General features: G+C 72.8%; 2 protein-coding genes (1 of these 2 running past the window's edge). Both read left to right on the top strand.

Annotation, left to right across the window (positions count from 1 at the left end):
* Window positions 1–17,659 carry the 3' portion of a non-ribosomal peptide synthase/polyketide synthase gene (locus tag OHS59_RS00495; RefSeq protein WP_328491380.1) on the top strand. The gene continues 9,614 nt to the left of window position 1, outside the view, so only the last 17,659 of its 27,273 coding nucleotides appear in the window; the start codon falls outside the window, past its left edge; the stop codon is at window positions 17,657–17,659.
* Complete coding sequence (locus OHS59_RS00490) at window positions 17,659–26,106, top strand: non-ribosomal peptide synthetase (protein WP_328491379.1); 8,448 nt, start codon at window positions 17,659–17,661, stop codon at window positions 26,104–26,106. The genes OHS59_RS00495 and OHS59_RS00490 overlap by 1 nt, the downstream gene beginning before the upstream one ends.

Here is a 26,106-nt window from a genome sequence, read left to right as displayed (position 1 = left end):
GCAGGAGGAACTGCTCTGCACGCTGTTCGCCGAGATCCTCGGCGTTCGCCGGGTAGGGGTCGACGACGACTTCTTCGAGCTGGGCGGGCACTCGCTGCTGGCGACCCGGCTGCTGGCGCGGATCCGCACCGTACTGGGTGCCGAACTCTCGGTCCGCGCGGTCTTCGAGACCCCCACCGTCGCGGGCCTGGCCCGGCGGGTGCGGGCGGCCGGCGGGGCGGTCCGTCCCGCCGTGGTGCCGCAGGCACGACCGGAGCGTGTTCCGGCGTCGCTGGCCCAGCAGCGGCTGTGGTTCCTGCACCAGCTTGAGGGCCGGACTGCCGCGTACAACCTCCCGATCGCCTTCCGGCTGGCCGGAGACGTGGATCCGGACGCGTTGCGGGCCGCCGTGGGGGACGTGGTGCGCAGGCACGAGGCGCTGCGGACGGTGCTGACCGAGGTCGACGGTGCCCCGGTGCAGACGGTCCTGCCGGAGGACGTCGAGGTGCCGCTGCCGGTGGTGGATGTGGTGCCGGGTGCGGTTGGTGGGGCGTTGTCGGGGGTTGCGCGGCGTCCGTTCGATCTGGCGGGTGAGATTCCGGTCCGTGGGGTGTTGTTGCGGGTGTCGGGTGGCGCCGATGCGGATGCGGATGCGGATGCCGATGTCGGTGCCGGTGCCGGTGCTGGTGCCGATGCCGAGGTCGGTGGTGTGGTGTGGGTGTTGGTGTTGGTGGTGCATCACGTGGCGGGTGATGGCTGGTCGATGCGGCCGTTGTTGCGGGATCTGTCGTGTGCGTATGCGGCGCGGGTGGTGGGGCGGGTGCCGGGGTGGGCTCCGTTGCCGGTGCAGTACGGCGATTACGCGGTGTGGCAGCGGGAGTTGCTGGGTGATCCGGGTGATCCGGGCAGTGCTCTGGCGGCGCAGATCGGTTATTGGCGGGAGGCGTTGGCGGGGTTGCCGGAGCAGGTGGGTGTGCCGGGTGACCGTCCGCGTCCGGCGGTTGCTTCGCGGCGGGGTGCGGGGGTTGCTTTCGAGATTCCGGTGGGGACGCATGTGCGGGTGGTGGAGGCGGCGCGTTCGGGGGGTGCGAGTGTCTTCATGGTGTTGCAGGCGGCTCTGGCGGGTCTGTTGACGCGGTTGGGTGCGGGGTCGGATGTTCCGATCGGGTCGCCGGTGGCGGGTCGTACGGATGAGGCGCTGGATGATCTGGTCGGGTTCTTCGTGAACACGCTGGTGTTGCGTACGGACACGTCGGGGGATCCGACGTTCGCCGAGTTGCTGGAGCGGGTGCGGGAGCGGGCGTTGTCCGCGTACGCGCATCAGGACATTCCGTTCGAACGGCTGGTGGAGGTACTCAGCCCCACCCGGTCGCTGGCGCATCATCCGTTGTTCCAGATCATGCTGGTGCTCCAGAACAACGCGGAGGCCGTCCTCGACCTGCCCGGCATCGACACCACCCGCGAAGACCTCGACATCGTCCACTCACGTTTCGATCTTTCCTTCAGTTTGCGGGAACAGCGCGGCTCCGACGGGACCCCGCAGGGCATGACCGGCTGGATCACGTACGACACGGATCTGTACGACGAGGACACCGTCACCACGCTCGTCCGGCGCTGGACGTGGTTCCTGGACGAGGCTGCCGCTCTGCCCGGCCGCCGGCTAGGCGCGATCGACCTGCTCGGCGACGCCGAGAGGCACCGGTTGCTCGTCACGTGGAACGACACCGCCGCCGAGGACCCGGCAGCCGCTCCCGTGCCGGTGCTCGTCGAACGCCAGGCGGCCCGGACGCCGGACGCCGTGGCGGTGGTGGCCGAGGGAGAGTCGGTCACCTACGCCGAACTCGACGCACGGGCGAACCGGCTGGCCCGTGCGCTGATCGGGTACGGCGCCGGCCCCGAGCGCTTCGTGGCGCTCGCGCTGCCGCGCTCGGCCGACATGGTGGTGGCGCTGCTGGCGGTGCTCAAGACGGGCGCGGGATACCTGCCGGTCGAAGCCGAGTATCCGGCCGAGCGGATCCGGTTCATGCTCGACGACACCGGGCCGGTCTGCGTGGTCACCACCGCCGGTGTGCTGGCGTCCCTGCCCGTGAGCCGACGGCCCGTCATCGTCCTGGACGACCCCGGGACGGCCGAGTCGGTCCGGGCGTACCCGCCGGGGAACCTCACCGACGCCGACCGGATCGCGGCGTTGACACCCGAGGTCCCCGCCTATGTCATCTACACCTCGGGCACGACGGGACGCCCCAAGGGCGTCGTCGTCGAGCACCGCTCGCTGACGAACTACGTGCTGCGCTGTCCGCGGGCCTACCCCGGCCTCGCCGGTACCACTCTGGTGCACGCCTCCCTCGCCTTCGACGCGATCGTGACCGGCCTGTACGGCGCGCTGGTCCACGGGGGCCGCATCCACGTCGCAGCGTTCGACGGCACGCTTCCCGAGCGGACACGGAGCGAGGGGCTGTCGTACGACTTCCTGAAGATGACCCCGGCGCACCTCTCGTTCGCGATGAGCGAGTTCCCGGACGATTTCTGGCCCACGCAGCAGCTCATGGTGGGCGGCGCCGCCGTCGCCGGCCACGAACTGCGGACATGGCGTGCCCGTCGTCCGGGCGTCTCGATCGTCAACCACTACGGTCCGACCGAGGTGACCGTCGGGTGCACCGACTACGTCGTCCCGCCGGACGCGGATCTGACGACGGGCCCGGTGCCCATCGGAAAGCCGATGACCAACATCCGGGCCTACGTGCTCGACGACCGGTTGTGTCCGGTGCCGCCGGGGGTGCCGGGGGAGTTGTACATGGCCGGCGCCGGTGTCGCCCGGGGCTACCTGGGCCGCTCCGTGCTCACGGCGGGGCGGTTCGTGGCCTGCCCGTTCGGTCCGGCCGGTACCCGTATGTACCGGACCGGAGACCTCGCGCGGTGGCGGGCCGACGGCAACCTGGAGTATCTCGGGCGGACCGATGACCAGGTGAAGATCCGAGGCTTCCGGGTGGAGCCCGGCGAGGCCGAGGCCGTGTTGGCGGGCCACCCAGGGGTGTCCCGGGCCGTGGTGGTCGCCCGCGAGGACCGGCCCGGTGACGTCCGCCTGGTGGCGTACGTCGTCGCCGCAACCGGGGACACCGACGCGACCGCGTTGCGGGACTTCCTGCGGGAGCGCCTGCCGGACCATCTCGTCCCCGCGGCGCTGCTGTTCCTCGACGAGATCCCGCTGACCCCCAACGGCAAGCTCGACCGGTCGGCTCTGCCCGTCCCGGACCTCACTCCTGGTGACGGTGCGCCGCGCACTCCGCAGGAAGAACTGCTGTGCGACCTGTTCGCCGAGGTGCTCGGCCTGCCCGCGGTCGGGGTGCACGACGGTTTCTTCGACCTGGGCGGCCACTCGCTGCTGGCGACCCGCCTCATCTCCCGCATCCGCACGACGCTGGGCGTCGAACTGTCCGTACGTGCCGTGTTCGAGGCGCCGACCGTCGGCGAGCTGGCCCGGCTCGTACGGCAGGCCTCCGGGCAGACGCGTCCCGCCCTGCGGCTCTCGCCCCTGCCCGAGCGGGTGCCGTTGTCGTTCGCGCAGCAACGGCTCTGGTTCCTGGACCAGTTGGAAGGCGCGAACCCCGTCTACAACGTGCCCGTCGTGCTGCGGCTGGCAGGCGAGCTCGACGTGGACACGCTGCGGGCCGCGCTCGCCGACGTCGTGGGCAGGCACGAGGTGCTGCGGACGGTGTACACCGAGATCGACGGCACGCCGGTGCAGACGGTCCTGCCTGTCGACGTGGACGTGCCGCTGTCCGTGGCCGAGCTGGAGTCCACCGAGGTGCGGACGGCCGTCGAGCGGGCTGCCGGGTACGCCTTCGACCTGGCGTGCGAGATCCCGCTGCGCGTCTCGCTGCTGCGGGTCACCGACACCGGCGAATGGGTGCTCGCACTCGTGGCGCACCACATCGCCACGGACGGTTCGTCGATGGCTCCGCTGTTGCGGGACCTGTCCCGCGCCTACGCCGCGCGGGCCGCGGGCCGATCGCCGGCCTGGACGCCGCTGCCGGTGCGTTACGCGGACTACGCGGTGTGGCAGCGGGACCTGCTGGGCGACCTCGACGACCCGGACAGCGCCGTCGCCGCTCAGGTCGCGTACTGGGTGGGGGAGCTTCAGGAACTGCCCGAGCAGGTGAGCCTGCGCGGGGACCGGCCGCGTCCCGCCGTGGCGTCCCGCCGCGGAGCGGTCGCCGGGACCGAGATCCCTGAGGACGTCCACGCCCGGATCGTGGGTCTCGCCCGGGCGTCGGGGGCGAGTGTGTTCATGGTGGCGCAGGCAGCGCTGGCCGGCCTGCTGACCCGGCTGGGCGCGGGCACGGACATCCCTATCGGGTCGCCGGTGGCCGGTCGCACGGACGAGGCACTGGACGACGTCGTCGGGTTCTTCGTCAACACCCTGGTGCTGCGCACCGACACCTCCGGCGATCCCACCTTCGAGGAGCTTCTCTCCCGGGTACGCACGACCGCGCTGTCCGCCTACACCAACCAGGACGTGCCGTTCGAACGGCTGGTGGAGATACTCAGCCCCACCCGTTCGCTGGCGCACCACCCGTTGTTCCAGATCATGCTGGTGCTCCAGAACACCACCGAGGCATCCGTCGAGCTGCCCGGGGCGACGGTGTCCCGCGAGCAGGTCGCCGGCCGCGGTTCCCGATTCGATCTGACCTTCGGGCTGCGCGAGACCCGCGGCGCGGACGGTGCTCCGCGGGGCATCACGGTGCAGCTGGAATACAGCAGCGACCTCTACGATCCGGCCACCGCGGAAGCCCTGCTGTCCCGCTGGGTGCGGCTGATCGACGCCGTCACCGCCGACCCGGGACACCGGCTGAGCGCCGTGGACCTGCTCACCGGAGCCGAACGCCGTCAACTGCTGGTGAAGTGGAACGACACCGCGCGCCACCTTCCCGTGGCGACGCTGCCCACCCTGTTCGAACAGCAGGTCGTGCGGACCCCCGACGCGGTGGCGGTGGTCTTCGGCGACGAGTCCGTGAGCTATGCCGGGCTCAACGCCAGGGCGAATCGCCTCGCCCGGCATCTGATCCAGCTCGGCGCCGGACCCGAACGAGTCGTGGCACTGGCCCTGCCCCGCTCGGTCGACATGATCGTGGCTGTGCTGGCCGTCCTCAAGTCCGGGGCCGCCTACCTGCCGGTCGATCCCGGATATCCCGCGGAGCGGATCAGGTTCCTGCTGGACGACGCCCGGCCGGTCCGCCTGATCAGCACCGCCGGCACGCTCGGCGGCGAGGTGGCGCTGCCGCTCGGCGACCCCGGACTGGCAGGCGTGCTCGACGCGTACGACGCACATGACGTCACCGACGCCGACCGTGACGCACCGCTGACGCCCGCACATCCCGCGTACGTCATCCACACCTCCGGAACCAGCGGCAGGCCCAAGGCCGTCGCCATGCCCCACGGTGCGCTGGCGAACCTGATCGCGGACGCCCACGCGGAGCCCGCCGCCGTCCGCACGGCCCAGTTCACCTCACTGAGTTTCGACGTCTCGGCGCAGGAGATCCTCTCCGCCCTGCTGACGGGCCGGACCCTGTGCGTGCCGGACGAGGAGACCCGGCGGGACATGACCGCGTTCGTGGCGTGGCTGCGGACCAACGACGTGGGGGAGCTCTACGCCCCCACTCCGGTCGTCGACGCGCTGTGCGAGGCCGCCGAGACGGACCGGCAGCCGTTGCCGGCCCTGCGCCAGGTGGTGCAGGCGGGTGAGGCCCTCGTCGTCGGTACCCGGCTGCGCGAGTTCTTCCGAGCGGGGGACGTGCGCCTGACCAACCACTACGGACCCGCCGAGACGCATGTCGTCACCGCGTTCGCGCTGCCCGACGACGTGTCGGAGTGGCCCGAGCGGGTGCCGATCGGCGCGCCGATCGCGAACACGCGGGTCTATGTGCTCGACGACCGTCTGTGTCCGGTTCCGCCGGGTGTCGCGGGTGAGTTGTACCTGTCCGGGGCCGGTCTGGCCAGGGGGTATCTGGGGCGGCCCGGGCTGACGGCGGGGCGGTTCGTGGCATGCCCGTTCGGCACTCGGGGCGAGCGCATGTACCGGACCGGCGACCTGGCGCTGTGGCGCCGTGACGGCGCTCTGGAGTTCCTCGGGCGGGCCGACGACCAGGTGAAGATCCGCGGTTTCCGGGTCGAGCCCACCGAGGTCCAGGCCGTGCTCGCCGAACATCCGGCGGTCTCGAAGGCCGTCGTGCTGGCGAAGGCCGACCGTGACGGGGCGGCCCAGCTCGTGGCCTATGTCGTGCCCGCGGCTCCCGGACAGGCGGCCGAGCGTGAGGTGCGGGAGTTCCTGCGCGACCGGCTGCCGGATCATCTGGTGCCGGCGGCGGTGGTGGTCCTGGACGCTCTGCCGCTGACCCGCAACGGCAAGGTGGACCGGCGTGCACTGCCCGCACCGGAATTCTCCGCCGTGCGGGGGACGGACCGGGCTCCTCGCACTCCGCAGGAGGAACTGCTCTGCGCCCTGTTCGCCGACATCCTGCACCTGCACGAGGTGGGGGTCGGCGACAGCTTCTTCGATCTGGGCGGGCACTCGCTGCTGGCAACCCGCCTGGTCTCCCGGATCCGCGCCGTACTGGGTGCCGAGCTCTCGGTCCGGGCCGTCTTCGAGGCACCCACGGTCGCCGGTCTGGCCCGGCGGATCGAGCGCACCTCGGGTGTCGGGCGGCCCGCGCCGACGCCCGTCCCGCGCCCGGACGGGGCCCCCGCGTCGTTCGCCCAGCAGCGGCTGTGGTTCCTGCACCAGCTTGAGGACGTCGGCTCGCTGTACAACCTCCCCATCGCGCTGCGGCTGACAGGCGACGTCGATCCTGACGCGCTGAGCGCGGCGTTCAACGACGTCATCGACCGCCATGAGGCGTTGCGGACGGTGCTGACCGAGGTCGACGGTGCCCCGGTGCAGACCATTCTCGCCCCCGGTCGGGAGGTGCCGCTGCCGGTGGTGGATGTGGTGCCGGGTGCGGTTGGTGGGGCGTTGTCGGGGGTTGCGCGGCGTCCGTTCGATCTGGCGGGTGAGATTCCGGTCCGTGGGGTGTTGCTGCGGGTGTCCGGTGCCGATGCCGATGCCGATTCCGATTCCGATGTCGGGGTTGGTGTGGGTGGTGTGGTGTGGGTGTTGGTGTTGGTGGTGCATCACGTGGCGGGTGATGGCTGGTCGATGCGGCCGTTGTTGCGGGATCTGTCGTGTGCGTATGCGGCGCGGGTGGTGGGGCGGGTGCCGGGGTGGGCTCCGTTGCCGGTGCAGTACGGGGATTACGCGGTGTGGCAGCGGGAGTTGCTGGGTGATCCGGGTGATCCGGGCAGTGCTCTGGCGGCGCAGATCGGTTATTGGCGGGAGGCGTTGGCGGGGTTGCCGGAGCAGGTGGGTGTGCCGGGTGACCGTCCGCGTCCGGCGGTTGCTTCGCGGCGGGGTGCGGGGGTTGCTTTCGAGATTCCGGTGGGGACGCATGTGCGGGTGGTGGAGGCGGCGCGTTCGGGGGGTGCGAGTGTCTTCATGGTGTTGCAGGCGGCTCTGGCGGGTCTGTTGACGCGGTTGGGTGCGGGGTCGGATGTTCCGATCGGGTCGCCGGTGGCGGGTCGTACGGATGAGGCGCTGGATGATCTGGTCGGGTTCTTCGTGAACACGCTGGTGTTGCGTACGGACACGTCGGGGGATCCGACGTTCGCCGAGTTGCTGGAGCGGGTGCGGGAGCGGGCGTTGTCCGCGTACGCGCATCAGGACATTCCGTTCGAACGGCTGGTGGAGGTACTCAGCCCCACCCGGTCGCTGGCGCATCATCCGTTGTTCCAGATCATGCTGGTGCTCCAGAACAACGCGGAGGCCGTCCTCGACCTGCCCGGCATCGACACCACCCGCGAACGGATACCCGGCGAACGGGCCCGCTTCGACCTGACCTTCAGCCTCCGGGAACAGCGCGGCTCCGACGGAGCCCCGCAGGGCATCACCGGCTGGGTCGAATACACCACGGACCTGTACGACGAGGACACCGTCACCACGCTCGTCCGGCGCTGGACGCGATTCCTGGACGAGGCCGCCGCTCTGCCCGGCCGCCGGCTAGGCGCGATCGACCTGCTCACCGCCGAGGAACGGCACGAGATCCTCACCGTGCGCAACGACACCGCGCGCGACCTTCCCGACACCTCCGTCGCCACGCTCTTCGAACAGCAGGCGGCCCGGACGCCGTACGCCGTGGCGGTGGCATCCGGCGGCGAGTCGGTCACCTACGCCGAACTCGACGCACGGGCGAACCGGCTGGCCCGTGCGCTGACCGGGTACGGCGCCGGACCCGAACGCTTCGTCGGTGTCGCGCTGCCGCGCTCGGCCGACCTGATCGTCGCCCTGCTGGCCGTGCTCAAGACAGGGGCGGCCTATGTTCCGTTCGATCCCGACTACCCGGCCGAGCGCATCCGGTTCATGATCGAGAACAGCGGACCCTGCTGCCTGGTCACCACCGCGAACGCCCGCCCACCGGCGGCCGACATCGGCGGCACCCCGGTGTTCCTCCTCGACGAGGAGGGCGACGGGACCGCGATGCCGGACCTCGCGGGCGGCGACCTCGCCCCGCCTGCCGTCACGGCCGACCACGCGGCCTACGTCATTTACACGTCCGGGACCAGCGGCATGCCCAAGGGGGTCGTGGTGTCCCACCGCGGTCTGCCGAACTTCGTACAGACACTCGCGCGACGGGCCCACGTCACCGCGGGCAGCCGGGTGGCACAGCTCGCCTCGCCGAGTTTCGACGCCGCGATCGCGGAGACCTTCCTGGCCCTGCTGTCCGGTGCCTGCCTGGTGCTGCCGGACAGCGGCCTGACCGGTGCCGAGTTGGCCGATCTGCTGGTCGGACACCGGGTCACCCACGTGACCCTGCCGCCGTCCGTGCTGTCCACGCTGGCGCCCGACGACCTGCCGGACCTGGAGTGCGTCGTCCTGTTCGGCGAAGCGGCGCCGCCGGGACTGGTGTCCCGGTGGTCGGTCGGCACCCGGATCCTCAACGGATACGGGCCCACCGAGACCACCGTCGGCGCCACGCTGAGCGGAACCCTCGGTGCCACGGACGGACCCGTGTCGATCGGACGCCCCCTGGACAACACCAGGGTGTACGTCCTCGACAGCCGGCTGCGGCCTGTCGCCCCGGGCGTGGCGGGCGAGATGTACGTCACGAGCCGCGGCCTGGCCAGGGGCTACCTGGGGCGTGCCGCGCTGACCGCGAACCGGTTCGTGGCCTGCCCGTTCGGATCGGCGGGCGAGCGCATGTACCGCACCGGAGACGTCGTACGGTGGCGGCGGGACGGCGACCTGGAGTTCGTCGGCCGCGCGGACGACCAGGTGAAGATCCGCGGGTTCCGGATCGAGCCCGGCGAGGTCGAGGCCGTACTGTCCGGCCACGAGCGGGTCGCCCGGGCCGTCGTCACGGTGCGGGAGGACCGCCCGGGCGACCACCGCCTGGTCGCGTACGTCGTCCCGGCCGTGGCCCAGGACGATCCGGTGCGTGTGCTGCGGGACTTCCTGCGCGAGCGCCTGCCGGACTACCTGGTGCCCGCCGCCGTCGTGGCCGTCACCGAGATGCCCCTCACCCCCAACGGCAAGGTCGACCACGGGGCGCTTCCCGCACCGGACTACGCGGCCATGGCGGGGACGAGCACGGTCGCGCGCACCGGCCCGGAAGAGGTGATGTGCGAGTTGTTCGCCGACGTGCTGGGACTTCCCGCGGTCGGCCCGGACGACAACTTCTTCGAGCTGGGCGGGCACTCCCTGCTGGCGACCCGTCTGGTCTCCCGGATCCGCACGGCGCTGCGCGCCGAGGTCTCGGTCCGGGCGGTCTTCGAGGCACCCACGGTCGCGGCCCTCGTACGACGTGCCACGGCGGCATCGGACGCGACCCGGCCCGCACTGGTGCCCGCGGAGCGGCCGGAGCGCGTGCCGGTCTCCTTCGCCCAGCAGCGTATGTGGTTCATGAACCGCATGGACGGCGAGACCCCCGCCACCGGCGTTCCGATGGTGTTCCGGCTCACCGGAGAACTGGACGAGGACGCGTTGCGTGCGGCCCTGGCCGATGTCGTCGCCCGGCACGAGGCACTGCGGACGGTCTTCACCGAGATCGACGGCACACCGGTGCAGACGATCCTGCCCGCCGGCGTAAACGTGCCGCTGCCCGTGACGGAGGTGACCGAGGCGAGCCTGTCCGACGCGCTGGCCGGCGTCGCCGAACAGGGCTTCGACCTGGCCACCGACCTGCCGCTCAGGGCGGCACTGCTGCGGGTGACCGACTCGGGGACCCGGGTCCTGAGCGTCGTCGTCCACCACGTCGCCCATGACGGCTGGTCCACGCGGCCGCTGCTGCGCGACCTGTCCCGCGCCTATGCTGCGCGGGCCGCCGGGGAACCGCCGGCCTGGGCCCCGCTGCCCGTGCAGTACGCGGACTACGCGCTCTGGCAGCGCGACCTGCTCGGCGCGCTGGACGACCCGCACAGTCCGGTCACCGCGCAACTCGCCTACTGGAAGCGGGCGCTGGCCGAACTGCCCGAGCAGGTCGGGCTGCCCGGCGACCGGCCGCGGCCCGCGTCGGCCTCCTCGCAGGGCGCGGGTAAGGCCTTCGAGATCGGTCCCGAGACGCACGCCGGGTTGCTGCGCACGGCGCGGACCGCGGGCGTCAGCGTGTTCATGGTGCTGCAGGCCACGCTGGCGGGCGTGCTGACCCGGCTGGGCGCGGGCACGGACATCCCGATCGGGGCGCCGGTGGCGGGCCGTACGGACGAGGCCTTGGACGATCTCGTCGGTTTCTTCGTCAACACGCTGGTGCTGCGCACGGACACCTCCGGCGACCCGACCTTCGCCGAACTGCTGGACCGGGTACGCGAGACGGCGTTGTCGGGGTACGCCCACCAGGACGTACCGTTCGAGCGGCTGGTGGACGCCCTCAGCCCTCGCCGCTCGCTGTCGCACCATCCGCTCTTCCAGATCCTGCTGGTGCTCCAGAACGCCGCGGAGGCCACCCCGGAGCTGCCGGGGGTCCGGGTGACCCGGGAAGCGGCGGCGACCGCCAACGACGCACGGTTCGACCTCACCTTCAGCCTTCGGGAACGCCCCGGCGACGGCGACGCGCAGGGGATCAGGGGCTGGGTGGAGTACCGCACCGATCTCTACGACGCCGTCACCGTCGAGTCGCTGCTGGAGCGCTGGGTACGGTTCCTGGACGCGGCGGTCACGGACCCGCGCACCCGTATCGGCGCGATCGACATCCTCGGTGGAGACGAGCGGATCCGCCTGCTGGAGGAGTGGAACGACACCTCGCTCGCCCTACCCGACGTGCCCGCCCCGGGGCTGTTCGAGCGTCAGGTCCGCCGTACGCCGGACGCGGTGGCCGTCGCCTTCGAGGAGGAGACCGTCACCTATGCCGAGCTGAACCTCCGCGCGAACCGGCTGGCCCGCCATCTGGCAGGCCGGGGCGCGGGTCCGGAGCGGTTCGTGGCGCTGGCCGTCCCCCGGTCGGCGGACATGATCGTGGCGCTGCTCGCCGTACTCAAGTCCGGTGCCGCCTATGTGCCGATCGACCCCGACCTGCCCGCGGAGCGGATCCGCCTCATCGCCGAGGAGATCCGTCCGGTCTGCCTGGTGACCGCCGGGGACGCGGTGGCCGGTCTGCCCCAGGTGCCCGTCCTCCGGCTCGACGACCCGGACCTGCGCGCCGCGGTGGCCGCCCTGCCGTCCCACGACCTCGCCGACACCGACCGCACGGCCCCGCTGACCCCGGCCACCGCCGCCTACGTCATCTACACCTCCGGCACCACCGGTCGGCCCAAGGGCGTGGTGGTCACCCATGGAGGTCTGCCCAGCCTCGCCGCCTCGGCCGCGCAGCGGTGCGGGGCCGGGCCGGGCGCCCGGGTGCTCCAGTTCGCCTCACTGAGCTTCGACATCACGGTGTGGGAGATCCTGATGGCCCTGACCTCCGGTGCCCGGCTGGAACTGCCGGACAGCGGGATGGCGGGCGACGAACTGGCCGCGTTCATCGACCGGCGCGGCGTCACCTACGCCACACTGCCGCCGACCGTGCTGGCGACCCTGCCCGAGGACGGCATGCCCAGCCTGGACTGCGTTCTCGTCGGCGGCGAGTCGGTGTCGCCGGGACTGGTCGGACGGTGGGCGGCGGGCCGCACGGTGCTCAACGGCTACGGTCCGACCGAGGCGACCGTCGGAGCCACGATGAGCGCGCCGCTCGCCGAGGACGCCCGGCAGGTTCCCATCGGGACCCCCCTCGCCAACATGCGGGTGTATGTGCTCGACGACCGGCTGCGGCCGGTGCCGCCCGGCGTGGCCGGTGAACTGTATCTCGCGGGCGCCGGCCTGGCCCGCGGATACTTCGGGCGGCCCGCGCAGACCGCGAGCCGGTTCGTGGCCTGCCCGTTCGGCGGCCGGATGTACCGGACGGGCGATGTGGTGCGCTGGTGGCGGGACGGGAACCTGGAGTTCCTCGGCCGCGCCGACGACCAGGTCAAGGTGCGCGGCTTCCGGATCGAGCCGGGCGAGGTCGCGGCGGTGCTGTCCACCCACAAGACCGTGTCGCAGACCGCGGTGGTCCTCCGTGAGGACCGGCCGGGCGACCCCCGGCTCGTCGCGTACGTGGTGCCCGCCGACGCTGCCGCGGGCGCCGACCCCGCCGTGCTGCGGGAGTACCTGCGGGAGCGGCTGCCCGACTACCTGGTACCGGCCGCCGTGGTGGTGCTCGACGGGCTGCCGCTGACCCGCAACGGCAAGGTCGACCAGTCCGCGCTGCCCGCTCCCGACTTCGCCGCCGCGCTCAGTGGCGCGCCACGCACGCCCGAGGAGGAGGTGCTCTGCGGACTCTTCGCCGAGGTGCTGGGGCTGGCGGACGTCGGAGTGGACGACGGCTTCTTCGACCTGGGCGGGCACTCGCTGCTGGCGACCCGTCTGGTCTCCCGGATCCGCGCGGCGCTGGGGGTCGAACTGTCCGTGCGGTCCGTGTTCGAGGAACCGACCGTCGCCGGTCTGGCGCGTCGGCTCAGGCAGGCCTCCGCGACCTCCCGGCCCCCGCTGGGTCCGGTCGCGGGCGCCGACCTGGTGCCGGTGTCCTTCGCGCAACGGCGACTGTGGTTCCTGCACCGGCTCGACGGCCCGAACCCCGTCTACAACATGCCCGTGGTCCTGCGGCTGAGCGGTGCGCTCGACCCCGACGCGCTGCGCACCGCACTCGCGGACGTGGTGGACCGGCACGAGCCGCTGCGCACGATGATCGTGGAAAGGCGGGGGGAGGCCGTACAGCGGATCCTCCCCCCGCGCCGGGCCGTTCCGCTGCCGGTCAGCACGGTCGAGCCGCAGGACGTGCCCGACCTGGTGGCCCGCGCCGCCCGCCACGGCTTCGACCTGTCGGCCGAGGTGCCGCTGCGCGCCCAGTTGCTGCGGACCGCCGACGAGTGGGTGTTCGTCCTGGTCCTGCACCACAGCGCGAGCGACGGCTGGTCGATGGGACCGCTGCTGCGCGACCTGGGGCTGGCCTACACGGCACGGGTGGCCGGCCGGCCACCGGTCTGGCCGACCCTGCCCGTGAGGTACGCCGACTACGCGGTGTGGCAGCGGGAGTTGCTGGGCGACCTGGACGATCCGGGCGGCGCGATCGCGGGCCAGCTCGCGTACTGGCGGGAGACCCTGCGGGAACTGCCCGAACAGGTGGGGCTTCCCGGTGACCGGCCGAGGCCCGCCGTAGCCTCCCACCGCGGCGGCGAGCTGGCGTTCGAGATCGACCCCCAGGTGCACGCCAGGATCGTGGACACCGCGCGGGGCGCGGGCGCCACCGTCTTCATGGTCCTCCAGGCCGCGCTCGCGGCGCTGCTGACGCGGCTGGGCGCCGGCACCGACATCCCGGTCGGCACCCCGGTGGCCGGCCGCACCGACGCGGACCTGGACGAACTGGTCGGCCTGTTCGTCAACACCCTGGTGCTGCGCACCGACACCGGCGGCAACCCGACCTTCGCCGAACTCCTGAGCCGGGTGCGCGAGCGCGCGCTGTCCGCGTACGCGCACCAGGACGTGCCGTTCGAGCACCTCGTCGACGCGCTGAACCCGCACCGGACACTGGCCCACCATCCGCTCTTCCAGATCATGCTGGTGCTTCAGAACAACGCCGGTGCCGGTCTGACGCTGCCCGGCCTGAGGGTGGAGCCGCTTGCCGTCACCGGGCGCACGGCCCGTTTCGACCTCACCTTCAGCCTGCGCGAACTGCGGTCCGCCGACGGCGGCCCCGGCGGGATGTCCGCGCACGTCGAGTACAGCACCGATCTCTACGACCGGGAGACCGTGGAAGCCCTGGGCCGTCGACTGGTCCGGTTGCTCGACGCGGCGACGGCCGAACCCGGCCTGCGCGTCGGCGTGATCGACCTGCTGTCCGCGGAGGAACGCAGTGCCCTGCCGGTGTGGGGGACCGGCGACGCGCAGGCCGCCCGGACGGAGCCCGTCCAGGCACTGTTCGAGCGTCAGGCGGCTCTCACCCCGGACGCCGTCGCCGTCGTCGGGGACGACGAGTCGCTGACCTACCGCGAGGTGAACGTGCGGGCCAACCGGCTCGCACGCCGGCTGATCACGTCGGGAGCCGGTCCCGAGCGCTTCGTCGGCGTGGCGCTCCCGCGGTCGGCGGACCGGATCGTGGCCGTGCTCGCGGTGCTCAAGACGGGCGCGGGCCATCTGCCGGTCGATCCGGACTATCCCGCGGACCGCGTGCGGCTGATGACGCGGGACACCCGGGCGGTTTGCGTCGTCGCCCCCCGCGACACCGTGCTGCGGGAGGCCGTCGACCTGCCGTTCGTCCCCGTGACGGAGGCCGGCGACGGAGGACGGTCCGGTGACGACGTCACCGACACGGAACGGCTCGCCCCGTCACGTCCGGCGCATCCCGCCTACGTGATGTACACCTCCGGATCGACCGGCACCCCCAGGGGCGTCGTCGTCACGCACGCCGATGTGACCGCCCTCGCGCTGGCGTCGTGCTTCCGCACCGGGGCCCATCGGCGGGTGCTGGCGCACTCACCGTCCGTCTTCGACGCGTCGACCTACGAGATGTGGGTCCCGCTGCTCTCCGGCGGATGCGTGGTCCTCACGCAGGGCGACCTCGATCCCGACACCGTGCGGTCGGTGACCGCCCGGCACGGCGTCACCGCGATGTGGCTGACCGCCGGCCTGTTCCAGGCCTTCGCCGAAGAGGCGCCGGAGTGCTTCGCCGCACTGCGGGAGGTCTGGACCGGCGGCGCGGTGGTCCCGGCCTCCGCCGTCCGCCGTGTGCTGGCCGCCTGCCCGGGGCTGGTGGTGGTCGACGGGTACGGCCCGACGGAGACGACCACCTTCGCGACCCGGCATCCGATGACGGGCGAGGTCCCCGACCGGATCCCCGTCGGCACCCCGCTGTCCGGAGTGCGGGCCCACGTCCTCGACGACGGACTCGCGCCGGTGCCCCCCGGCACTCCGGGCGAGTTGTACCTGGCGGGCGCCGGTGTGGCGCGCGGGTACCTGGGACACCCCGGATCGACCGCGGGCCGCTTCGTCGCCTGCCCGTTCGGGGACCCCGGCGAGCGCATGTACCGGACCGGCGACGTCGTGCGCTGGAACGGCGACGGGGTACTCGAATTCCTCGACCGTGCCGACGACCAGGTGAAGATCCGCGGCTTCCGGGTCGAACCGGGCGAGGTCGAGGCGGCTCTGGACGGTCACGACGCGCTCACCTCGGCGACGGTGATCGCGCGGGACGACCGCCTGGTCGCCTACGTGGTGCCCGCCGCCGGGGCCGGTGACGGTCTCGCCGAGGCCGTCACCCGGTTCCTGCGCGAGCGGCTCCCGGACTACCTGGTCCCGGCCGCCGTGGTGGTGCTGGAGGCGCTGCCCCTGACCGCGCACGGCAAGATCGACCGACGCGCGCTGCCCGCCCCGGACTTCGCCGCCGCCTCCGGTCAGGGCGGGGCACCGTGCGGCGCCCGCGAGGAGACACTGTGCGCGGTGTTCGCCGAGGTGCTCGCCCTGCCCGCGGTCGGCGTCGGGGACAACTTCTTCGACCTGGGCGGCGACTCCATCTCCGCACTGCGCCTGGTGACCCGGATCCGGACGGCGGGACTCGTGGTGAGCGTCCGCCAGGTGTTCGAGCACCCGACGGTCGCGGCCCTGGCATCCGCGGCGGCCGAGGTCGCGGGCACGGACGACACCGACGACGCCGTGGGCACCGCCCCGCCGACACCGATCATGCGATGGCTGTTCGAGGGTGGCGGCCCGGCGGTCGACTCGGCCAACCAGGCAATGCTGACGGACTGCCCGGCGGACATCTCCGAGCACGCGTTCCTGGCCGGCCTCCAGGCTGTCCTGGACCAGCACGACGCCCTGCGCATGCGGATCGGCGGGACGGAGCCCCGGACCGTCGAGATCACCGAGCCCGGCTCGGTGCGCGCCGAGACCTGCGTCGAGCGGATCGAGCTGCCCGCGACGGACGGGGCGGCCCGGGACGAGGCGGTGCGGCGCGGGGCCGCGGCGGCGGTGGACAAGCTGGCCCCCCGGGCCGGAGCGATGGTGCGGGCGGTGTGGTTCGGCCGGGGCCGGGTGCTGCTGGTCCTGCACCACCTCGTGGTGGACGGGGTGTCGTGGCGGGTGCTGCTGCCGGACCTGCGCGCCGCCTGGGAAGCCGCGGCCGAGGGCCGCGCCTGGCGGCGGGAGGGACGCGGCACGTCGTGGCTGCGGTGGTCCCGGCTGCTGTCCGAGCAGGCCCTGAGCCCGGAGCGGGTCGCGGAGCTGCCGCGCTGGTCGGCGATCCTGAACCGGCCCGATCCCTGGCCGGTGCGTGCGCTGGACCCCTCGGTTGACGACACCTCGTCGGCGGGGTCGCTGACGGCGTCGCTGCCCCCGGCGGTGACGCGCCCCCTGCTCTCCGAGGTGCCGGCGTTGTTCCACGGCGGCGTGAACGACGTGCTGCTGACGGCGTTCGCGGTGGCGGTGGCCCGGTGGCGGGCGTCGATCGGCGGCACGGGCACGGCCGTGCTGGTCGAGTTGGAGGGACACGGCCGTGAGGCCGACGCGATCGGCACCGGACTGGACGTGTCCGACACCGTGGGCTGGTTCACCAGCATGTACCCGGTACGGCTCGACCCCGGGGCCGTCGACCTCGGCTCGGGAACGGACCTGGACCGCGCGGTCAAGCGGGTGAAGGAACAGCTGCGCGACATCCCGGACAACGGCATCGGCTACGGCCTGCTGCGCCATCTGAACCCGGAGACCGCACCCGTGCTGGCCGAAGCACCTGGTCCGCTCCTCGGCTTCAACTACCTCGGCCGGTTCGCCACCGCCGCGGACGGCGGGGCGGCCCTCTTCCCGGCCGGCGCCCCGAACGCCCCGGCCACACCCCTGCACCACCTGATCGACCTCACCGCGGTCACCCACGACGGACCGGACGGCCCCGAGCTCACGGCCCACTGGTCGTGGGCCGGGAACCTTTTCCCCGCCGGCCGCCCCGCCGAGCTGGCCGAGCTGTGGTTCACCGCCCTGACCGGCCTCGTCGACCACGCCCGTCGTACCGACGCGGGCGGCCTCACCCCGTCGGATCTGATCGTCCCGCTCGACCAGGCACAGATCGACCTGATCGAGAACGTGTGGAAGGACCTGTGATGGCCAAGCCCGCCGACATCCTGCCTCTCTCCCCGCTGCAGCGCGGACTGTGGTTCCACGCCTGGTACGGGTTCGAGTCCGGCGTGGCCGACGGTGACGTGTACGTGATCCAGCAGGTGCTCGAACTGGACGGCGACGTCGCGGAGGAGCGGCTCAGGTCCGCCGCGCACGCCCTGCTGCGCAGACACCCTCACGTCGCGGCGGGCTTCTTCCACGACGGCCTGGACGCCCCGGTGCAGGTGATCCCCTCCGACATCAGGGTGCCGTGGCAGAGCTTCGACCTGTCCGGGCTCCCCGAGCCGGACCGTGCGGACCGGCTGACGGCGATCCTGGACGCGGACTGGCGCCGCCGGTTCGAACCGACGCGTCCGCCCCTGCTGCGGTTCACACTGATCCGCCTGTCGGCCCGTGACGTCCGGCTCGTGGTGACCAACCACCACATCCTGCTCGACGGCTGGTCGGTACCCCTCCTGCTGAAGGAACTGTTCGCCCTCTACCACTCCGACGGGGACACCGCCGCCCTTCCGTACGTCCCGCCGCTGCGCGCCTATCTGGAGTGGCTGCACCGACAGGACCGCGACCTCGCGCGGGAGGCATGGCGTACGGCGCTGGCCGGACTGCCGGGGCCGACCCGGCTGGCGCCCGGACTGCCGACGCGGGACGTCGCGACGGTGCCGGAGGCCGTGCAGATCCGCCTGACCGCGGAGCTGACCGGGCGACTGCTCGCCCGTGCGCGGGAGTGGGGCATCACCCTGAACACGGTCGTCCAGGGGCTCTGGGCGGTCCTGCTCGGCGGCGTCACCGGCAACGACGACGTCGTCTTCGGCACGACGGTGTCCGTACGCCCGCCGGAGCTGCCGGGCAGCGACCGCATGATCGGCCTCATGATCAACACGGTTCCGCTACGGGTGCGGCTGCGCCCCGCGGAGTCCGTCCGCGACCTGCTGATCCGTGTGCAGCGGGAGCAGACGGCCCTTCTGGGCCACCAGCACCTCGACCTCGGCGAGATCCAGCGACTGGCGGGAACGGAAGACCTGTTCGACACCCTGACGGTGTTCGAGAACTTTCCCGTCGATGCCCGGACCGCGGAAGCCGGCCCGGAATTCCGGCTGGCGAGGCGCGGCGGCCGGGGCGGCGACGCCTCGCACTATCCGCTGAGCCTGGTCGTCACGCCCGGCCGGGAACTCACCCTCCGTTTCAGCCACCACCCCGACGTGCTCGGCCGCGCCGCGGTCACCGCCCTGTCCGAACGATTCGTCCGGCTGCTGGAAACGACGGTCCGCACCCCGGAACGACGCCAGGCGGACCTGGACCTGCTCTCCGGCGACGAACGCCACCGGCTGCTGACCGAGGCCGACGACACCGACAGGCCACGCGAGCCCAGGACACTGCCCGCGCTCTTCGAGCGGCACGCCTCCCGCACACCGGACGCGGTCGCGGTGCTCGCCGACGGCGTGGCGGTGAGCTACGGCGAACTGAACGCCCGGGCCAACCGGCTGGCGCGGTACCTGATCACCCAGGGGGCCGGACCGGAGCGGTTCGTCGCGCTGGTCATGCGCAACTCGGTCGGGCTGGTCGAGGCGCAGCTGGCCGTGGCCAAGGCGGGCGCGGCCTTCCTGCCGATCGACCCGGACTACCCCGAGGAGCGGATCCGGTGGACGCTGGCCGACGCCCGGCCGGCCCTGATCCTCGGCCTGGAGGGCGGGCCGGCCGGCATCGGCGGCCCGGTGATCGCCGTCGACGGCGAGGAGGCGGGCCGCGCCCTGCTCGCGTTCTCCGACGCCGACATCACCGACGCCGAGCGGCACGGCACGCTGTCCGCCGCGCACCCCGCCTACATGATCTACACATCCGGCACGACCGGCCGTCCCAAGGGCGTCGTGGTGCCGCACGCGGGAGTGCCGAACCTCGCCGAGGCGATTCGCGCGTCGTGCGCGCTGGGGACGACGAGCCGGGTGTCGCGCCTCGCCTCGCCGAGCTTCGACGCGTCGGTGCTGGAGCTCGCGATGGCCTGGGGAGCGGGGGCGTGCCTCGTCATCCCGGAGCGGAGACTGGCGGGCGACGATCTCGCCGCGTTCCTCACCGACCGGGGCGTGACGCACGCGATGCTGTCGCCGACCGTCCTGGCGACCCTGCCGGCCGGCGGACTGCCCGCGCTGCGGTGCCTCGTCGCCGGCGGCGAGGAGATCTCCACCGGACTGGCCGCCCAGTGGTCGGCGGGACGCGACCTGGTGAACGCCTACGGCCCGACCGAGATCACCGTGTGCGCCACGACGAGCGGCCCGCTGGGCGCGCAGGACGGGCTGGTCCCCATCGGCAGGCCCCTCGACAACACCCGGGTGTACGTCCTGGACGGCTGGCTGCGTCCGGTGCCGCCCGGGACGACGGGGGAGCTGTACGTCGCGGGCGTCGGGGTGGCCCGGGGCTACCGGGACCGCGCGGGGCTGACGGCGGGCAGGTTCGTCGCGTGCCCGTTCGGCGGCCCGGGCGACCGGATGTACCGGACCGGCGACGCGGTCCGGCTGCGGGCCGACGGCGAACTGGAGTTCCTCGGCCGCACCGACGACCAGGTGAAGGTCAGGGGCTTCCGGATCGAGCCCGGCGAGGTGGAGTCCGCCCTGTCGACTCATCCCGCGGTCGCCCACTCCGTCGTGATCGCGCGGCAGGACACACCCGACACGGCGCGTCGCCTGGTCGCCTACGTCGTACCCGCCGTCGGCCACCCCGCCGACGGCCTGCCGGACTCCTCCCGCGCCTGGCTGCGTGACCGGCTGCCGGACCATCTGGTCCCGGCCGCCGTGGTGGTGCTGGACGCGCTGCCCCTGACCCCGCACGGCAAGGTCGACCGGCACGCGCTCCCCGCCCCCGGCGTCCTGGCACGCGAGGCCCGGGGCGGTCCGGCGCGCGGTCCGGCGGAGCAGCTCCTGTGCGAGCTGTTCGCGGCGGTCCTCGGAGTGGCCGAAGCCGGTACCGAGGACGACTTCTTCGACCTCGGCGGCGACTCGATCTCCGTGCTGCGCCTGGTGTCGCGGATGCGGGAGGCGGGCCTGACCGCCACCGCGCGGGACGTCTTCGAACACCCCACGGTCGCGGGACTGGCGAGTGCGGCGGTGCGGGCGGAGGCCCCCGGCCCCCTGCCGGCGGATGACGACGGTGTGGGAGAGGCGACCCCGACGCCGGTCATGAACTGGCTCCTGACCAGCGGCGAGTCCGCTGTCGACTCGATCCACCAGGCGATGCTGCTGGGATGCCGCTCCGGCATCACCGAGCGGGATCTGGTGACGGGCCTTCAGTCGGTGCTCGACCAGCACGACGCGCTGCGGATGCGGCTGACCGGATCCACCGTGCAGATCACCGGCCCGGGTTCGGTCCCGGCGGCGGCCTGCTTCGAGCGGGTCGAGCTGTCCGGCGCGGACGACGACGAGGAGATCGCACGGGCCGGTGCCGCCGCCGTCGGGCGTCTGGATCCCCGCTCCGGGGCCGTGCTGCGGGCCGTCTGGTTCGACCGGGGAACTCGTCCCGGCCGACTGCTGCTGGTGCTGCATCACCTGGTGGTGGACGGGGTGTCCTGGCGGGTGCTGGTGCCGGACCTGCGCGCGGCCTGGGACGTGGCGGCCGAAGGCCGGACCTGGCGGCGTGCCACCCGCGGCACGTCATGGCGGCGCTGGTCCCAGCTGCTGGCCGAGCAGGCGTCCAGCGGGCCGCGGCTCGCGGAACTGCCTCTGTGGACCAAGATCACCGAGACCCCGGACCCGCTCCCGGTCCGGCCCCTCGACCCGGCGGTGGACACCTCGTCCTCGGCGCGGTCGCTGCGGGTGTCGTTGCCCGCGGACGTGGCGGGACCGGTCCTGTCGACGGTGCCGTCGCTGTTCAACGGCGGTGTCAACGACGTGCTGCTGACCGCGTTCGCGGTGGCCGTGGCACGGTGGCGGGAGACGCTCGGCGGGGCCGGCTCGGCGGTCCTGGTCGAACTGGAGGGACACGGCCGGGAGTCCGCCGCGATCGGCCCCGACGTCGACGTGTCCGACACCGTGGGCTGGTTCACCAGCGTGTACCCGGTGCGGCTCGATCCCGGCGACGGAGACCTGCGGCAGGCCGTCAAGCAGGTCAAGGAACAGCTGCGGAGGATCCCGGACAACGGCATCGGGTACGGCATGCTGCGCCACCTCAACCCGGAGACGGCCGGTGTGCTGGCCGACCGGCCCGGTCCGCCGTTCGGCTTCAACTACCTCGGGCGGTTCGCCGCCACCGCCGGGGACGACAGCGAGCGGGGCGCCGACGCCGAACTCTTCCTCATCCCGGTCGCGGGCGGCGCAGAGACCCCATTGCGCCACTTCATCGATCTGAACGCCGTGACCTACGACCGCACGGACGGCCCCGAGCTGTCCGCGCACTGGTCGTGGGCGGGCAACCTCTTCACGGAGGAACAGATCGCCCGCCTCGCCGACACGTGGTTCGCCGTCCTTCGCGAACTCGCCGGCCTCACCGCGGGCGGGCTGACCCCCTCGGACCTGATGGTTCCCGTCCCGCAGCGGATGATCGAGAAGTGGGAGCGCCGCCCGGAGGGTGTCGCCGACGTACTGGCGCTGTCCCCGCTCCAGCAGGGGCTCTGGTTCCACGCGCGCTACGCCTCCGGCTCCACCGACGTGTATCTGGTCCAGCAGGTCCTTGACCTGTCCGGCGACGTCCGGCCGACGGCCCTGCACAGGGCCGCGGAGGTCCTGCTCGCGCGGCATCCGCACCTCGCCGCCGGATTCCACCACGACGGCCTCGCGTCGCCGGTCCAGGTCGTGCCCGCCACGATCGCCCTGCCCTGGCAGGAGACCGACCTGTCCGGGCGGGACGACGACGAGCGTGCGCGTGAGTGGGCCGGGATCCTCGCCGCGGACCGCGCCGTCCCCTTCGATCCGGCGTGTCCGCCGCTGCTGCGCTTCACCCTGGTGCGGACATCGCCCGCCGAGGTCCGTCTCGTGATGACCTATCACCACCTGCTCCTCGACGGCTGGTCGATCGGCCTGCTCGTCCGGGAGCTGCTGACCCTGTACCGGGCGGAGGCGGACGGGCACCCCTGCGCGCTGCCGCGCGTGCCCTCGTACCGGACCTACCTGGAATGGCTCCGGGGGCGGGACCGGGACCTGGCGCGGAAGGCTTGGGAGAAGGCGCTGGACGGAGTCGGCGGTCCGACCGGACTGGCCCACGGGGGTGCGGCGCGGGACCTCGTCGCCGAGCCCGCCCCCCTCCAGGTGGAACTGCCGGTGGAGCTGACCGACCGGCTCTCCGAACTGGCCAGGAGCCGGGGCGTCACCCTCAACTCCGTCGTCCAGTTCGCCTGGGGCGTCCTGCTCGGCCGGATGACCGGCTCCGACGACGCCGTGTTCGGCACGACGGTGTCGCTGCGGCCACCGGAGCTGCCCGGCAGCGAGCACGTGATCGGCCTGCTGATCAACACCGTGCCGGTACGCGTCACGCTCACGCCCGGCGAATCGGTCGCCGCCGCACTCACCGGGTTCCAGCAGGCGCAGAGCGCGCTGCTGGGCCACCAGCACCTGGAGCTGGGCGAGATCCAGCGGGCGACGGGGACGGGCGACCTCTTCGACACCCTCGTGGTGTTCGAGAACTATCCCGTACCGGCCGACGACACAGGAACAGGCACCGGACTCCGTGTCCGGAACGGCGGCGGCCACGGCGGCGACGCCTCCCACTACCCACTGAGCCTGCTCGTGCTCCCCGGACGGCGCCTCACCCTGCGCTTCGGCTACCGCCCGGACGCCTTCGGCCCCGACGCCGTCGACGCGGTCGCCCGGCGCCTCGTCCGCACCCTGAGCGTCGTGGCCACCGATCCGGACCGCCCGCTCGCGGAGGTCGACGTGCTGACCCCGGAGGAGCTGCACCAACTGCTCGTCGAGGACAACGACACCGACCTCGACCGGGCGCCCGCCACGCTGCCCGCCCTGTTCGAGGACCAGGTCGCGCGCACCCCGGACGCGCCGGCGGTGATGTGCGACGGCGACTCGGTGACGTACGCCGAACTGAACGCCAGGGCCAACCGCCTCGCCCGGTACCTGATCGACCGCGGAGCCGGCCCGGAACGGCTCGTGGCCCTGCTGCTTCCCCGCTCGGTCGAGCTGGTCGTGGCACTGCTCGGGATCCTCAAAGCGGGCGCCGGCTACCTGCCGATCGCCGCGGACCTCCCGGCCGAGCGCGTGCGGCTGATGCTCGCCGACGCCGAGCCGGTCTGCGTGGTGACCGGCCCGCCGCGGGACCTCGGGCCGACCGGCATCGCGCTGGACCTCCCGGAACTGGCCGGCGTCCTGGCCGGGTACTCGTCCGCGAACGTGCTCGACACCGAACGCCGGGCTCGCCTGGACGTCCGGAATCCGGCCTACGTCATCTACACCTCTGGGACCACCGGCCGCCCCAAGGGAGTCGTCGTCCCGCACGCCGGGGTGGCCAACCGGCTCGCCTGGATGCGGGATCGGTACGGGTTCTCGGCAGGCGACCGGGTGCTGCAGAAGACGCCGTACGATTTCGACGTCTCCGTCTGGGAGTTCTTCTGCACCCTGTCCGCCGGGGCCACGCTGGTACTGGCCGGGCCCGACGAGCACCGGGATCCCGTCGCCATCGCGGAGGCGATCCGGCGTGACCGCGTGACCGTGGCGCATTTCGTCCCGTCCATGCTGCGCTCGTTCCTGGAACGGGGCGGCGCCGGTGCCGGTGCCGGTCTGCGCCAGGTGTTCTGCAGCGGAGAGGCGCTGCCCGGCCGACTCCAGGCCGACTTCTTCGCCCGTGTTCCGGCACCGCTGCACAACCTGTACGGCCCGACCGAGGCGTCGATCGACGTGACGGCACGGGAGTGCCTCCCCTCGGACGGCGCCCGGACGCCGCCCATCGGGAAGCCGATCGACAACATGCGGGTGTACGTGCTGGACGGCCGGCTTAGGCCGGTACCGCAAGGCGTCCCGGGCGAGCTGTATCTGGCCGGTGTCGGCCTCGCGCGGGGCTACCTCGGCAGTCCGGCGCTGACCGCGGGCCGGTTCGTGGCATGTCCCTTCGGCGGCCGGATGTACCGGACCGGTGACCTCGTGCGCCGTCGTCCCGACGGCGACCTGGAATTCCTCGGCCGTACGGACGACCAGGTCAAGATCCGTGGCTTCCGGGTCGAACCCGGCGAGGTGGAGACCGTCCTGGCCGGGCACGACCTGGTGGCGCAGGCGGTCGTGACCGCCGGGGAGGACCAGCTCGGTGAACGGCGGTTGATCGCCTACGCGATACCCGTGCCCGACTCCGGGCTGACCCCCGACTCGGCGCCGGCCCTGCTGCGGGACTTCCTGCGCGACCGGCTGCCTGATCACCTCGTGCCGGCCACCGTGGTGGTACTGGACACGGTGCCGCTGTCGCCGAACGGCAAGGTCGACCGCCGTGCGCTGCCGGTGCCCGACTTCGCGGGGGCCGCAGGCAGCGGGACACCCCGGGGGCCGGTGGAGGAGCTGCTGTGCGGCCTGTTCGCGGAGGTACTCGGCCTGCCGCGGGTGGGGGTGGACGACGATTTCTTCGCCCTCGGCGGCCACTCGCTGCTGGCCGCGCGCCTGGCGGCGCGCGTCCGCGAGGCCACCGGCGTCACCCTGTCCGTGCGCCAGGTGTTCGAGGCACCCACCGTCGCCCTGATGGCCGAGCACACGGAGTCCGGCAGCACCCCCGAGACCGACTTCGACGTGCTGCTGCCGCTGCGCCGCGGAGGCACCCGCCCGCCACTGTTCTGCGTCCACCCCGTCATGGGCCTGAGCTGGGTCTACTCCCGGCTGCTCGCGCACCTCGACCCCGAACTCCCCGTCTTCGGGCTGCAGGCGCGTGCGATCACGGAGGCGGACCGGGCTCCGGCCTCCATCGAGGAGATGGCCGACGACTACGTCGAGGCCCTCCGACGGGTGCAGCCCACCGGGCCGTACTCCCTGCTCGGGTGGTCGTTCGGCGGAGTGGTCTGCCACGCCATGGCCGCGCGACTGCAGGAGCTGGGGGAGCGGGTCGACCTGCTGGTGATGCTCGACTCACGCGTGCCCTCGGGTTCGCTGCCCGACCCGGGGCACGACGAGGACAGCCTGCTGGCGGAGCAGATGCGGCGGGCCGGCCTCGACGAGGACGCGCTCAACCGCTACCTGGCGGGTCTCGAACCAGCCGTACGGGACCGCATGCTGCGCCGGGAACGGGGCATCGCCCGCGCCGCGGTCCACAACAACGCGGTGCTACGGACGTTCGTGCCGGGCCGGATCGAGGGCGACGTCCTGTTCTTCACGGCGGGTGAGGGAACCGCCGTCGCCGAGTCCTGGCAGAAACACGTGACGGGGAGGGTGCTCAACCACAACATCCCCTGCGCGCACCGGGACATGCTCACCCCGCAACCGGTCGCGCGGCTCGCGGAGCTCATCACCCGTCACATCGGAGGAAGCTGA

Source organism: Streptomyces sp. NBC_00414 (genome assembly GCF_036038375.1).
Classification (GTDB): domain Bacteria; phylum Actinomycetota; class Actinomycetes; order Streptomycetales; family Streptomycetaceae; genus Streptomyces.
This window is presented reverse-complemented; position numbering and strand designations above follow the sequence as displayed.